15 protein-coding genes and 1 tRNA gene are annotated in these 12,727 nt (G+C 68.5%); 8 read left to right on the top strand and 8 right to left on the bottom strand.

Going from position 1 to position 12,727, the window contains the following annotated elements; genetic code table 11:
• Nucleotides 1-20: 20 nt before the first annotated feature.
• Nucleotides 21-1,073 carry a TraB/GumN family protein gene (locus LHP98_RS02290; protein WP_227250872.1) on the top strand — a complete coding sequence of 351 codons (1,053 nt, stop codon included), beginning with the start codon at nt 21-23 and terminating at the stop codon, nt 1,071-1,073.
• Nucleotides 1,074-1,142: 69 nt separating this feature from the next.
• On the opposite strand, the gene LHP98_RS02295 is transcribed toward LHP98_RS02290, so the two are convergent.
• Entirely contained in the window at nt 1,143-1,625 is a 483-nt protein-coding gene (locus LHP98_RS02295) for a Hint domain-containing protein (protein ID WP_227250873.1), read from the bottom strand.
• A gap of 258 nt (nt 1,626-1,883) precedes the next feature.
• On the opposite strand from LHP98_RS02295, the gene LHP98_RS02300 reads away from it, so the two are divergent.
• From LHP98_RS02300 to LHP98_RS02310, 3 genes are all read left to right on the top strand, one after another.
• Nucleotides 1,884-1,968, top strand: a tRNA-Leu gene (locus tag LHP98_RS02300).
• Nucleotides 1,969-1,993: 25 nt separating this feature from the next.
• Nucleotides 1,994-3,328, top strand: a complete 1,335-nt coding sequence (tig, locus tag LHP98_RS02305; RefSeq protein ID WP_227250874.1) for a trigger factor — start codon at nt 1,994-1,996, stop codon at nt 3,326-3,328.
• Nucleotides 3,329-3,520: 192 nt separating this feature from the next.
• Nucleotides 3,521-4,063: an HD domain-containing protein gene (locus LHP98_RS02310; protein ID WP_227250875.1), complete on the top strand. Its 543-nt coding sequence runs from the start codon at nt 3,521-3,523 to the stop codon at nt 4,061-4,063.
• Here the strand turns inward: LHP98_RS02310 and LHP98_RS02315 are convergent.
• The 5 genes from LHP98_RS02315 to rpsF form a co-directional block, all read right to left on the bottom strand.
• Nucleotides 4,009-4,962: a DMT family transporter gene (locus tag LHP98_RS02315; RefSeq protein WP_227250876.1), complete on the bottom strand. Its 954-nt coding sequence runs from the start codon at nt 4,960-4,962 to the stop codon at nt 4,009-4,011. The genes LHP98_RS02310 and LHP98_RS02315 overlap by 55 nt on opposite strands.
• A gap of 57 nt (nt 4,963-5,019) precedes the next feature.
• Complete coding sequence (locus LHP98_RS02320; RefSeq protein WP_227250877.1) at nt 5,020-6,039, bottom strand: GSU2403 family nucleotidyltransferase fold protein; 1,020 nt, start codon at nt 6,037-6,039, stop codon at nt 5,020-5,022.
• A gap of 169 nt (nt 6,040-6,208) precedes the next feature.
• Entirely contained in the window at nt 6,209-6,778 is a 570-nt protein-coding gene (gene rplI, locus LHP98_RS02325) for a 50S ribosomal protein L9 (RefSeq protein ID WP_227250878.1), read from the bottom strand.
• Between the two features lie 12 nt (nt 6,779-6,790).
• Entirely contained in the window at nt 6,791-7,018 is a 228-nt protein-coding gene (gene rpsR, locus LHP98_RS02330) for a 30S ribosomal protein S18 (RefSeq protein ID WP_125327012.1), read from the bottom strand.
• Nucleotides 7,019-7,046: 28 nt separating this feature from the next.
• Entirely contained in the window at nt 7,047-7,505 is a 459-nt protein-coding gene (gene rpsF, locus LHP98_RS02335; RefSeq protein WP_227250879.1) for a 30S ribosomal protein S6, read from the bottom strand.
• Nucleotides 7,506-7,834: 329 nt separating this feature from the next.
• Between rpsF and LHP98_RS02340 the strand changes: the two genes are divergently transcribed.
• Nucleotides 7,835-8,422: a YceI family protein gene (locus LHP98_RS02340; protein ID WP_227250880.1), complete on the top strand. Its 588-nt coding sequence runs from the start codon at nt 7,835-7,837 to the stop codon at nt 8,420-8,422.
• 168 nt (nt 8,423-8,590) lie between these two features.
• Here the strand turns inward: LHP98_RS02340 and LHP98_RS02345 are convergent, their stop codons facing one another.
• On the bottom strand, nt 8,591-9,760 hold the full coding sequence (locus tag LHP98_RS02345) for a cytochrome b/b6 domain-containing protein (protein WP_227250881.1): 1,170 nt from the start codon (nt 9,758-9,760) through the stop codon (nt 8,591-8,593).
• Between the two features lie 156 nt (nt 9,761-9,916).
• Here LHP98_RS02345 and fabD point away from each other — a divergent pair, with 156 nt between their 5' ends.
• The 3 genes from fabD to LHP98_RS02360 all read left to right on the top strand — a co-directional run bounded on the left by fabD (nt 9,917) and on the right by LHP98_RS02360 (nt 12,083).
• Nucleotides 9,917-10,852, top strand: coding sequence for an ACP S-malonyltransferase (gene fabD, locus LHP98_RS02350; protein WP_227250882.1), 936 nt, complete (start codon nt 9,917-9,919; stop codon nt 10,850-10,852).
• Between the two features lie 67 nt (nt 10,853-10,919).
• A complete protein-coding gene (gene fabG / locus LHP98_RS02355; RefSeq protein ID WP_227250883.1) occupies nt 10,920-11,657 on the top strand; it encodes a 3-oxoacyl-[acyl-carrier-protein] reductase in 738 nt (245 codons plus the stop codon).
• Nucleotides 11,658-11,849: 192 nt separating this feature from the next.
• A complete protein-coding gene (locus LHP98_RS02360; protein WP_227250884.1) occupies nt 11,850-12,083 on the top strand; it encodes an acyl carrier protein in 234 nt (77 codons plus the stop codon).
• Nucleotides 12,084-12,157: 74 nt separating this feature from the next.
• On the opposite strand, the gene LHP98_RS02365 is transcribed toward LHP98_RS02360, so the two are convergent.
• Complete coding sequence (locus LHP98_RS02365) at nt 12,158-12,637, bottom strand: VOC family protein (RefSeq protein WP_227250885.1); 480 nt, start codon at nt 12,635-12,637, stop codon at nt 12,158-12,160.
• Between the last annotated feature and the right edge of the window lie 90 nt (nt 12,638-12,727).

Below are 12,727 nucleotides of genomic sequence, written 5' to 3' on the forward strand. Positions count from 1 at the left end.
CGGGTGCAGGGGGGGTGTCGATGGCGATGTGGATGCGGGCGGCGCTGACAGGTCTGGCGCTGTGTGGCGGTCCGGCGGGGGCGCAGGACTGGTTCACGCCCGAGACCTGCCGGGTCGAGCGGGCCGAGGTGCGCGCCCAGGCCTATCCCCCCGACCTGGAGGCGCGGCTTGCGGCTGAGGCGGCCAAGGTGCCGAACGGCGTGGGGCGGCTGTGGAAGATCACCTCGGCCGAGGGGGCAGTGTCGCACCTTTGGGGCACCTACCACACACCGCACCCGGCGCTGCTGGACCTGCCGGCGGCCTTTCGCGCGGTGTTGGCCGAAGCCCGGGTCGTGGCACTGGAATTCGATCCGACCCCCGACAGCCGCGACGATGCCCGCGAGGCCTATGCGGTGGACTGGATGTGGCAGCCTGACTGGGCGCCGCCGCAGGACCGGTCGGAGATTCCGCCAGAGGTGCTGGACTGGATCGGCCGGCGGATGTCCGACATCGGCTGGGATGCCGGCTATCTGCCGCAGATGTCGGATGCGGGACTGCTGTCGCTCTTGCTGACCGATCCTTGCGGCGATTACCTGGCCGGCGTGTTGCCGGGGCAGGACTATCTGATCGCGCAGCAGGCCGCGCTGGCCGGCATCGAGGTGACCGGCCTGCAAGAGCCCGAGGACCTGGGCCGCCAGTTGAACGACCCCTTGCGCGCCGCGCAGGCGCGGGCGGCGGTCATCCTCTATGCGGCCTACCTGGGCCCGGAGGGTGCCCTGCCGGACGCCCGGGCAACCGCTTTCGCGCTGTATCTGCAGGGCCGGCTGGCCGAACTGGACCTTTGGGCGGCCGACTGGCTGGCCGCGGTGCTGGGGCCGGCAGAGGCGGCGCGGGTGCTGCGGGTGACCGAAGACTACATCCTGGTCGAGCGCAACGGGTTCTTCGTGCTGGCGGCACGGCCGCTGCTGGACAGCGGCGGTGCGGTGCTGGCGGTGGGGGCCGCGCATCTGCCGGGCGAACTGGGCATGGTCGAGATGCTGCGCGACGCCGGCTATCGGGTCGAGCGGGTGCTGCTGCCGGGCGAAGTGCCCTGACGGGGCTTCGCCATGGCCAGTGTTGGGGCGGCCAGTGCTGGGGCGGCCAGTGCTGGGGCGGCCTGAGGCTCAGGCGGCTGCGGGGGCCGGCGCGCAGGCCAGTTCCTGGCCGCCGGCGTAGATGATTTCCGGCTGTTCGAAATGCAGCGTGAAGAGGCAGGCTTCGGACACCTGTTCGCGGTGCATGTATTCGCCGTCGGCCAGCCGTTCGGCGGCGACGACCGCTACCTCGCGGCCGAACAGCGCGCGAGCGCGCCAGTCGTGCAGCCGGAGTGGCTGGCTGCAGGCGATGTGATGATGCGAGGGTTTGTCGAAGGCGGCACCCAGGGCAGCCGCGTTGACCCGCAAGAGGTCAGCGTCGCGGAAGGTTGCGACCCCGATGCCGCACAGCACGCGCGCACCCGAGCGGGTGACGACGCGGTCGCCCGGCACCAGGAACTGCACCGGCAGTTCTCCGTCCAGCGTCAGCACCGGCGTGCCCGCGGCGATGCCCGCGGCGGGGCGCAGGGGGGTGGCGCGGTCGGCGATCTGGCAGATGCTGCGTTTGCCCATGGCGATGGCCCGGTTGCGGAATAGGTCCTGGCCAAGGGTGTCATCCGGCAACGTGGCAGCAATGCGCCGGACCGCGGCCGTTTTCCGGGCCTTTTCAGGCCGCAAGGCGAGGCTTGTGGCGGAACTGCGGCGCACTTTTCCTCTCGCATCCGCGCCGGGGCTTTGTTAGAAGGGCGCCGGATTTTCCGGGCCGCGCGGGGACCTGCCCTTCCAGGGAAGGGGCTAGGCGGTTTTCGCGTTCCGGAAGGGCAGCACATTGCGGGTGTGGCGGAACTGGCAGACGCACCGGATTTAGGTTCCGGCGCCGCAAGGCGTGGGGGTTCAAGTCCCTTCACCCGCACCAGGATTGGATGAAAAGGACGACACGAATGCAGGTCACCGAGACGCTGAAAGACGGCCTGAAGCGCGGCTACACCATCACCGTGCCGGCGGCGGACCTGGATGCCAAGGTCCAGCAGAAGCTGGTCGAGGCGCAGCCGACGGTCGAGATCAAGGGGTTTCGCAAGGGCAAGGTGCCCCTCGCCATCCTGAAAAAGCAGTTCGGCGCGCGGCTGATGGGCGACGCGATGCAGGATGCCATCGACGGCGCCATGAAGGGCCATTTCGAGGCCACCGGCGACCGCCCGGCGCTGCAGCCCGAGGTCAAGATGGTCGGCGGCGAGACCTGGGCCGAGGGCCAGGATGTGGTGGTCGAGCTGACCTATGAGGCGCTGCCCGAGATCCCCGAGTTCGACGCCGGCAAGATCAAGCTGGACAAGCTGATCGTGAAGGCCGACGACGCGGCGGTGGACGAGGCGCTCAAGAACCTGGCCGACAGCGTGAAGGCCTATGACGACCGCAAGAAGGGCGCCAAGGCCAAGGACGGCGACCAGATCGTGATCGACTTCAAGGGCTCGGTCGATGGCGAAGAGTTCCAGGGCGGCAGCGCCGAGGACTACCCGCTGGTGCTGGGCTCGAAGTCGTTCATCCCGGGCTTCGAAGAGCAGTTGGTCGGCGCCAAGGTCGGCGACGAGGTTGCGGTCAAGGTGTCGTTCCCTGACAACTACGGCGCCCAGCACCTGGCCGGGAAAGAGGCGGTCTTTGCCTGCAGCGTGAAGGCGGTGAAGGAACCGAAGGCGGCCGAGATCGACGACGAGATGGCCAAGAAGTTCGGCGCCGAGGACCTGGCCGCACTGAAGGCCCAGGTCAGCCAGCGGCTGGAAGCCGAATACACCGGCGCCGCCCGCGCGGTGATGAAGCGCGCGCTGCTCGACAAGCTGGACGAGATGGTCAAGTTCGACCTGCCGTCCAAGCTGGTCGAGGCCGAGGCGGCGCAGATCGCCCACCAGTTGTGGCATGAGGAGCACCCCGAAGAGCACGGCCACGGCCATGGCCAGATCGAGCCGACCGAGGAACACACCCAGCTGGCGGTGCGCCGGGTGCGGTTGGGCCTGCTGCTGGCCGAGGTCGGCCGCAAGGCCGAGGTCAGCGTGACCGACGCCGAGATGACCCAGGCCGTGCTGGCCGCTGCCCGCCAGTATCCGGGCCAGGAACGCCAGTATTTCGAGTTCGTGCAGAAGAACCCGCAGGTCCAGCAGCAGCTGCGCGCGCCGATCTTCGAGGACAAGGTCGTCGATCTGATCGTCGGCCAGGCCAAGGTGACCGAGAAGGAGGTCTCGAAGGAGAAGCTCCAGAAGGCCGTCGAGGCGCTGGACGAACTCTAGGAGTTCGAATTTTCGACGAAAATTCGGGGCCGCGTCCGGCAGGGCGCGGCCTTTTCGCTTGACCGGCGCGGAACGGCGCGTAACCTTGGCAATGACGGACAGGGTCCGTCGTTTCCCCAGCATCTCATGTCCTTCAGCGGCCGCGCGGCTGTTCGCGTCGGCGCGGTCTGCGGTCGGACGGAAAGGACCCGCATGACCATCGAGAAGGCCCGGCGCTTCGCCGAGGATGCCCATGCCGGACAGACCCGCAAGGGCGCCGCCGGCGAACCCTACAGCGTGCATCTGCAAGAGGTTGCGGCCCTGGTTGCAGCAGCCGGCGGCAGCGTGACGGCGGTGATGGCGGCCTGGCTGCACGACACGGTCGAGGACTGCCGGATCGCCCCTGCGACGCTGGCCGACCTGTTCGGCCCCGAGGTGGCGGCGGTCGTGGCGGAACTGACCGACGACAAGGCCCTGCCCAAGCCCGTGCGCAAGCGGCAGCAACAGCTCAACGCGCCCCGCAAGTCGCCCGAAGCAGCACTGGTCAAGATCGCCGACAAGCTGTCGAACATCCGCGCGCTGGCGGTGTCGCCTCCGGCCACTTGGCCGCTTTCGCGCAAGCTGGACTATCTCGACTGGGCCTGTTCGGTGGTGGCCGCGCTGCCCGCCGGAGCCGATCCGCTGCGCGCGGACTTCGCCGCTCAGCTTGCGGCGTCGCGGGCGGCCGTTCGCTCTGGCGCTGCCGTCGAAGGCTGACGGATCAGGTAAAGCCCGGCCCCGACGATCACCGCGATGCCCGCCCAGGCCCAGGCGTCGGGATTGTCGCCCCAGACCAGCCAGCCCCAGAGCACGCCCCAGAACATGAAGCTGTATTCGAAGGGTGCGACCGCTGAGGACGGCGCAATCCTGTAGGCCTGGGTCAGCAGCGTCAGCCCCACCGCAGCGATCACCCCGCACGAGGCCATCAGCGCGAGGTCGCGCGGCGTCGGCACGATCCAGCCCCGCGTCAGGAACGCCAGCGCCGGGTGAGAGGTTTCGGCCAGCGCGCCCGATCCGAACACCGCCGACAGCGCCAGCGCAAAGATCAGAAAGCAGATGTTGCCCCAGAAGGCCATGGCGGCGGCGGTCTCGGTGCGGCCCATCGGGCGGGCGACGATCATCGACACGGCATAGCCGAGTGCGCCGAGGATCGGCAGCAGGGCCGCCAGCTCGAAGCCGGAGCTGCCGGGCTTGACGATCAGCAGCACCCCGGCGAAGCCCAGGCCGACGGCGACCGCCGACGAGGCCGCCACCCGTTCGCCCAGGATCAGCGCGGCCGAAAGCGTGATGAACAGCGGCGCGGTGAAGAACAGCGCCACGGTGTTGGCCATGGGAAGGGTGGCCAGACCCAGGTAGTAGGCGGTATAGGCGGCGAAGTTCAGCGCCCCGCGCAGCAGCATCTTCCACCAGCCGGGGGTGGTGATGGTGCCAAGCCGCCCGTCGAACCACCAGACGATCAGCACATGGAAGGGCAGGGCGGTCAGGCTGCGCAGCACCATGGCCTGATGTAGCGGATAGTCGCCCGAGAGTGTCTTCAGGATCAGGTCCTGAACCGAGAAGATGGCGATCCCGGCAACCAGCGCCAGGATGCCGCGAGAGGTTGTGGGCGCGCGCATGACGGCCAAGCTATCCGGGCCTTGCGCGCAATCTGTCCTGCCGCCGACAGCGTCCGGTCAGAGCGCGGCAAGCCGCGCCGCCGTCTCGGGCATCCGGGCCAGGCTGCGGGCGATGTGGTCGCGCCAGTGCGGTCCGCGCGACAGGGCGTCGGCATGGGCCTCGCGCAATTCGTCGGGGCGGTCCTCGGCCAGCACCTCGACCAGCAGCGCCGCCTGCGCGCGGTCCTTGCGCGACTTGATCTGGTCCGGCCCGCCGCGGCGGCGGTCGGCCACGATCAGCTTGTGGATGGCAAAGGCCTCGGGGCGGGGGATCTGCACCAGCACGCCCGAGCGATACAAGGCAGCCGCCTTGATCGGCTGCGCGATCAGGAAGTTCAGGAAATGCAGCGACTGCGCCTTGACGCCCAGGGCCGGCAGATCGCGGACGTCTTCCTCGGGGCGGAACGACGGGGTCAGGAATTCGACCAGCACGTCCGACCGGGTCTGGCGCCATTTCCAGACCGCGGTGCGGTCCAGCCCCGGCACCGGATCGAAGGCCAGGGCCTTGAAGGTTTCGCCGATGTCGCCGGTGATCTGATCCTCCAGCGCCAGCGACAGACGCTCGAATTGGGCCAGATCGACATCTCCGGTTTGGGCAAGCTCGGCGCCGGGGATGCGCAGGCCCAACTCGCCCTCATAGAGCCGGAAGGCCTGGGTGCCGACCAGCGTGCCTCCCAGCCGGAACACCCCCAGCCTTTCCGCCGCCGCAAACAGCGCACCGACCGATCCGTCGGGCGACAGCAGGCCTTCGGCCCGCAGCAGGCGAACCAGCCGGGTGCGCGCCTGGCGGCGTTCCGCGACCGCGGTCGCCAGCGCCTTGTGTCGGTCAAGGCGGTCGCGCAGTTCGGCCGTATCCTCGCCGATGTAGCTGCGTTTGACCGAGGTGCCGACCCGGTAGAGGTCATACCAATAGGCGCGACCGTTGCGGATCTCCTTTACCGGCGACCCGCGCAGCGTGGACACGCTGTCGTCCTTCAGGCTGCGCAGAAGGTCGAGGTAGGCGGATTGGGCGTTCATCGAGTGGCGCGCGAAGGCCATGGTCTACACCTTCAGGTTTTGTAGAGCATGCGACTTTGGACGACAAAAGTAAAGATTGTATCACACGGGGCGGCAGGTCGTTTAGGGGCGTTCCGGCAAACGAAAACCGCGCCCGGGGGTGCCCGGGCGCGGTTGGTGTCAGGTCAACGTCGGGCAGACCCGACGCGGATCATTCGTCCGAGGCGGCGCCGCCGACGTCGTCGAACAGCTCCGAGATCTCGAAATCGGCCTGGGCGTCGGCTTCGGCTGCGGCATCGCGGATCGACTTGCCGGTGGCCTGCAGTTCGGCCTCTTCCGGCGAGCGGGCGACGTTCAGCTTGACCTTGACCGAGACTTCCGGGTGCAAGACGACGGTGACCGGGTGGATGCCCAGGTCCTTGATCGGCTTGTCCATCTCGACCTGGCCGCGGGCCACGGTGAAGCCGCCGGCGGTGGCCGCATCGGCGACGTCGCGGGCGGTGACCGAGCCGTAGAGCGCGCCGGCCTCGGAGGCCGAGCGAATCAGCACGAAGGTCTGGCCGTCCAGCTTGGCGCCGACGGCTTCGGCTTCCTTGCGGCCTTCCAGGTTGGTCAGTTCCAGCTGGGCTTTCTTCGCCTCGAAGGATTTGACGTTGGCCTCGTTGGCGCGCAGCGCCTTGCCTTGCGGCAACAGGTAGTTGCGGGCGTAGCCGTCCTTGACGTTGACGACTTCGCCCATCTGGCCAAGCTTGGCCACGCGTTGAAGAAGGATCACTTGCATCTCAGGTGCTCCTTATTTCACGGCATAGGGCAGCAGGGCCAGGAAGCGGGCGCGCTTGATGGCCGTGGCCAGTTCGCGCTGCTTCTTGGCCGAGACCGCGGTGATGCGGGAGGGCACGATCTTGCCGCGCTCGGAGATGTAGCGCTGCAGCAGACGGGTGTCCTTGTAGTCGATGGCCGGAGCATTGTCGCCCGAGAAGGGGCAAACCTTGCGGCGGCGGAAAAACGGTTTGTTCGCCATGGTTTATGGACCTTTCTTCAGGCTGTGATCAACGACGCGGCGCGCCGAAGGACGGACGCTCGCCACGATCGGGGCGGTCGCCGAAGCTGCGCTCGCGGCGTTCGCCGCCAAAGCCGCCACGGTCACCACGGTCGCCGTCACGGTCGCCACGGCCCTCGCGCTCATCGCGCTTCTGCATCTGGACCGACGGACCTTCGGGGTGCTTTTCGACCTTGATCGTCAGCACCCGCATCACGTCGTCATGCAGCCGCATCAAGCGCTCCATCTCCTGCACCGCCGCCGCGGGGGCGTCGGATTTCAGGAGGGCGTAGTGGCCCTTGCGGTTCTTGTTGATCTTGTAGGCCATCGTCTTGACCCCCCAGTATTCGGATTCGACGACCTTGCCGCCGTTGTCCGAAAGGACCGTGGAGAAGTGTTCGACAAGGCCTTCGGCCTGCGTGTTGGACAAGTCCTGACGCGCAATGAAGACATGCTCGTAAAGCGGCATGCGGTCTTCCTTCGTCTCGGGGCGGCTTCAACGAACGGGCCAAACCTTCCTGCGGCCCGTCCACGAGAGGCATCGCCGGTTCATGGGAATGCAGGAAGGATGCGGCCTTATACAGAGATCGGCCCCGGATGCAAGCCGGGCCGCCCCGGCGGCGGAAAGCGGCGTCCGCATGGCGTGCGGCTGACCTATGGCGGACGTGTGGCAGGCGCACTGACGTTGCCATCTGTGCGCCTGCGCGCGGAATCTGTTCAGGCGTGCTGAATTGTGCGGGTGGGACGGGATGGTCAGGTTCTGCCCGTCAAGCCTGACCTTTCAAGGAGTTCCCCCGAATGACCCGCTTTCTGCCCGCCGCCCTGCCCGTTGCCCTGGCCGCCCTGATCGGGGCCAGCCCGGCCCTGGCTGCCCCCGAGGCCTATGTGCTGGACCCCAGCCACAGCCAGATCGTCTTCACCTACAACCACCTTGGCTATTCCACCACCACGGGCATGTTCTCGGGCTTTGCGGGCGAGATCGCCTTTGACCAGGCCGACCCGGCCGCGTCGTCGGTCAAGGTCGCCTTCCCGGTCAAGACCATGCTGACCGGCTGGGAGGCGCGGTTCGACCACTTCATGTCGCCCGACTTTTTCGATGCGGCCGAGGACGAGGCGGTCAGCTTCACCTCGACCGGGATCGAGGTGACCGGCGAGAAGACGGCGAAGATCACCGGCGATCTGACGCTGAACGGGGTGACCAAGCCCGTCGTGCTGGACGCGGTGTTGAACCAGGCGGGCGAACATCCGATGGAGAAGAAGATGTGGGCGGGCTTCTCGGCCACGACCACCGTCCTGCGGTCGGACTTCGGGCTGGGGATGTTTGCGCCCTACGTCAGCGACGAGGTGCAGATCGAGATTTCCATCGAGGCGATGAAGGCCGAGTGATCCTGCCGCAGCGAAGAAAAGGGGGCCGCCGGAGCGATCCGGCGGCCCCTTTGCCTTGGCGCCTTGGGCCTGACGGGGCGCTCATCGCGGCGCACCCCTTCGGGTCGCTTGCTCTTCGCGGTGCGGCGCCCTGGCGATGAGCGACCGCAGGGTCGCGAAGAGCGGCCCTCACTTCGCCTTCCGGGCCGTGAGGGCGACCTGGACGGTGACGGCAAAGCCGATCTGGGATTCATCGGTGTAGGCCGCGCCCATGCCGAAATCGCGGCGGTCGAGTGTCGTGGTGCCGGTCATGGTGGCGGTGTCGCCGTCAGGGGTCAGGGTGAAGGGCAGGGTAACGGGGGTTTCCACCCCGCGCAGGGTGAGGGTGCCTTTGGCCTGCCGGCCCGTGCCGGCAGGAGAGATATCGGCCGTGAAGGTGGCCGTGGGATGGCTGGCGGTGGCGAAGAAATCAGCCCCCTTGGCCTGGTCGGTGACGGCGCCCAAGGTGACCTGCGTGGTGTCGATGGCGACCTTGACCGTGCCGGTGCCGGTGGCCGGGTCATAGGTGATGTCGGCGGTCCAGACGGGCAGGCTGCCTTGCACCTCGGCGCCCATCTGTTTCACGGCGAAGGTCAGGGTTCCGGTCTCGACCTGCCAGTTCCCGGCGCCGGCAGCGGGGCGCGCGGTTTCGGTGGGGGCCGGGGCCGACAGCGACCAGGCGAGGCCGAAGCCCGCGGCGAAGAGCGCCAGCGCGGCCAGCATCGGGGCCGGGCTGCGGTGCGGGGTGCCGGCTGAAGGCGTGCCCCTGGTCATCCGGGCCAGGGTGCCGTCTCGGTCGATGAAAACGTGTTTCAGGGCGCCCAGGACGTGCAGCGCGACGGAAGCGAACAGGAGTTTCGTGAACACCCAATGCACCGCTTCGGCCGCCTGCGCCACGGCGTCCGAGACGGGCACGAAGGGCAGGCCTTGGCCCAGCGGCCAGAGGATCGGCGCAAAGCCTTCCACGGCGGCATGGTGGACCCAGCCGGACAGCGGCACCACCACCAGCGACAGATAGAGCGCCCAGTGGACGGTTTCGGCCAGGAAGGTCTCGAGCCGCCGCCCGGGGTGCAGCGGCGCCGGACGGGGTTGTGTGAGGGCCCAGAGGATGCGGGCCAGGGCCACGGCGAAGATCGCCACGCCCAATGTCTTGTGCACAGAGAAGAGTTGCGCCTTGCGGGCCAGCGCCTCTGCGGTGTCGAAGGGCATCTCGGCGGCGATCACGCCCAAGGGCAGGTTGGCCAGGATCAAGAGGGCGGTCAGCCAGTGGAAGGCACGGGCAACGCTGCCGTAGCTGGCGGGGGTGTTTGCGGTGGGCATGGGGTCCTCAGGGGGGGCGGGTCGGGGTCAGACTAGCAGGCCTGACCGGCGGCACCATGTCACCCCGGGCACAAGGCCTGTGCGCGCCCGTGGCGGATTGCGGGGGCACGCCTTCGGCGCTATTGCGCTGAACGGAGAGCTGACGGGAGGTCAAGCATGAGCCGCGCATTCGTTTTCCCCGGCCAGGGGGCGCAGACCATCGGCATGGGCCGCGCGCTGGCCGAGGCCTATCCTGCGGCGAAGGCGGTGTTCGACGAGGTCGATCATGCCTTGGGCGAAAGCCTGTCGCGGCTGATCTGGGACGGCGACATCGCCGAGCTGACGCTGACGCAGAACGCGCAGCCGGCGCTGATGGCGACCTCGATCGCGGCGCTGCGGGCGCTGGAGGCCGAGGGGATTACGGTCGCCAGCCATGCGGCCTTTGTGGCCGGGCATTCGCTGGGCGAGTATTCCGCGCTGTGCGCGGCCGGGTCGCTGTCCTTGAGCGACACCGCGCGGCTGTTGCGGCTGCGGGGCGAGGCGATGCAGGAGGCGGTGCCGGTGGGTGTGGGCGCCATGGCGGCGCTGCTGGGGCTGGACTTCGCCGCGGCGCAGGCGGTGGCGGAAGAGGCGGCGCAAGGCGAGGTCTGCCAGGCCGCGAACGACAACGATCCCGCGCAGGTGGTGGTGTCGGGGCACAAGGCGGCGGTGGAGCGGGCGATCGAGATCGCCAAGGCCAAGGGCGCCAGGCGGGCGCTGCTGCTGCCGGTGAGCGCGCCGTTCCATTGCGCGCTGATGCAGCCCGCCGCGCACCGGATGGCCGAGGCGCTGTCGGCGGTGGTGATCGGCAAACCGATCGTGCCGGTGGTGGTGAACGTCCGCGCCGAGGCGGTGATGGAGCCGGACCGGATCTTCGATCTCTTGGTGGCGCAGGTCACCGGCTCGGTGCGCTGGCGGGAATCGGTGTTGTGGATGGAGACGGCCGGGGTCACCGAGTATTGGGAGATCGGCGCCGGCAAGGCCCTGTCGGGGATGATCAAGCGCATCGTCTCGGGCGAGGTGGTCCTGCGCGCCGTGGGCACGCCCGAAGACGTGACGGCGGCGAAGGGCTGACACCGGGCCTCGATCCTTCGTCGAAGGATCGGAGTCGCGCGGAATTCACAGGACAGGAGGTTCGGGCATGTTCGATCTGAGCGGGAAATGTGCGCTGGTGACGGGGGCCTCGGGCGGGATCGGGGCCGAGATCGCGAAGGCGCTGCATGGCGCCGGGGCGGTGGTGGCGCTGTCGGGAACCCGGGTGGCGCCGCTGGAGGCCTTGGCGGCGGAGTTGGGGGAGCGCGTGCATGTGCTGCCCTGCAACCTGTCGGAGCCGGCCGAGGTGGAGGGCCTGGTGAAGCGGGCCGCCGAGGCGATGGGGTCGGTCGATGTGCTGGTCAACAACGCCGGGATAACCCGGGACGGCTTGGCGATGCGGATGTCGGATGACGACTGGCAGGCGGTGATCGACGTCAATCTGACCGCGACCTTCCGGCTGTGCCGGGCCGCCATCCGCGGCATGATGAAGGCGCGCTGGGGGCGGATTGTGAACATCAGTTCGGTTGTCGGTCAGACCGGCAATGCCGGGCAGGTGAACTATGCCGCGTCCAAGGCCGGGATGGTGGGGATGTCGAAATCCCTCGCCGCCGAGGTGGCGAGCCGCGGCATCACGGTGAATTGCGTGGCGCCGGGGTTCATCGAGACGGCGATGACGGACAAGCTGAACGAGGCGCAGCGGGCGGGCATCCTGGCGGCGGTGCCGGCGGGCCGGATGGGCAACCCGGCCGAGATTGCCGCGGCGGTGCTGTATCTGGCCGCACCCGAGGCGGGCTATGTCACCGGCGCGACGCTGCATGTGAACGGCGGAATGGCGATGGTGTGACAGGCTGCGGCTTTGCAGACCCCGGGGCCGGCCCCGAAAGCGTTTGCCATGTTCGGGCGCTGTTGCTATAGCGCGCGCCAGATTCCCGGGCGGTGCCCGGAACCCCCGCGGCATACGCGGGGCACGAGTGGCCCGGTCCGGGCCGGGACAGTCAAGCCGGGGGCGACCCCGAAAGATAGGTAGAGAAAAGACATGAGCGATATCGCCGAGCGCGTGAAGAAGATCGTCGTCGAGCACCTGGGCGTGGACGAGGACAAGGTGGTCGAGAACGCCTCGTTCATCGACGACCTCGGCGCGGACTCGCTGGATACCGTCGAGCTGGTCATGGCCTTCGAGGAAGAATTCGGGATCGAGATCCCGGACGACGCCGCCGAAACCATCCAGACCTTCGGCGACGCGGTCGGCTTCATCTCGAAGGCCGTCTGAGCGCATTCCTCCCGCAGGGGACGGCAGGGGCACCTTTCGGGGTGCCTTTTTCGTTTGTGCCGTCAGCCCTGTCGTCAGCCACGGCGGGCGGCGTCGATGGCGGCGATGTCGATCTTGCCCATCTGCATCATCGCCGCAAAGGCGCGGCGGGCCTCGGCGCCGCCGGCGGCAAGGGCTTCGGTCAGGGTGCGCGGGGTGATCTGCCACGACACCCCCCAGCGGTCCTTGCACCAGCCGCAGGCGCTGGCCGTGCCGCCGGTGCCGATGATGGCATTCCAGTAGCGGTCGGTCTCGGCCTGATCCTCGGTCATGATCTGGAACGAGAAGGCCTCGGTCTGCCGGAAGGCCGGGCCGCCGTTCAGGCCAAGGCAGCGGATGCCGGCGACGGTGAATTCCACCGTCAGCACGTCGCCCGCCTTGCCCGAGGGGTAATCGGTCGGGGCGTGGAAGACGGCGGTGACGGCGCTGTCAGGAAACAGGCCGGCGTAGAAGCGGGCGGCGGCTTCGGCGTCGGTGTCGAACCACAGGCAGACGGTGTTCTTTGCGGAGGGCATGGCCAGTTCCTTTCGCGGGTGGGGCAACCCCCGGCAGTATAGGGCGGTTCGGGGTGGTTCGGAGCCGTTCGGAGCGGGCTGGCGCGTGCT

It is taken from the genome of Rhodobacter sp. Har01, from assembly GCF_020564565.1.
In the GTDB taxonomy this organism is placed as follows: domain Bacteria; phylum Pseudomonadota; class Alphaproteobacteria; order Rhodobacterales; family Rhodobacteraceae; genus Pseudogemmobacter.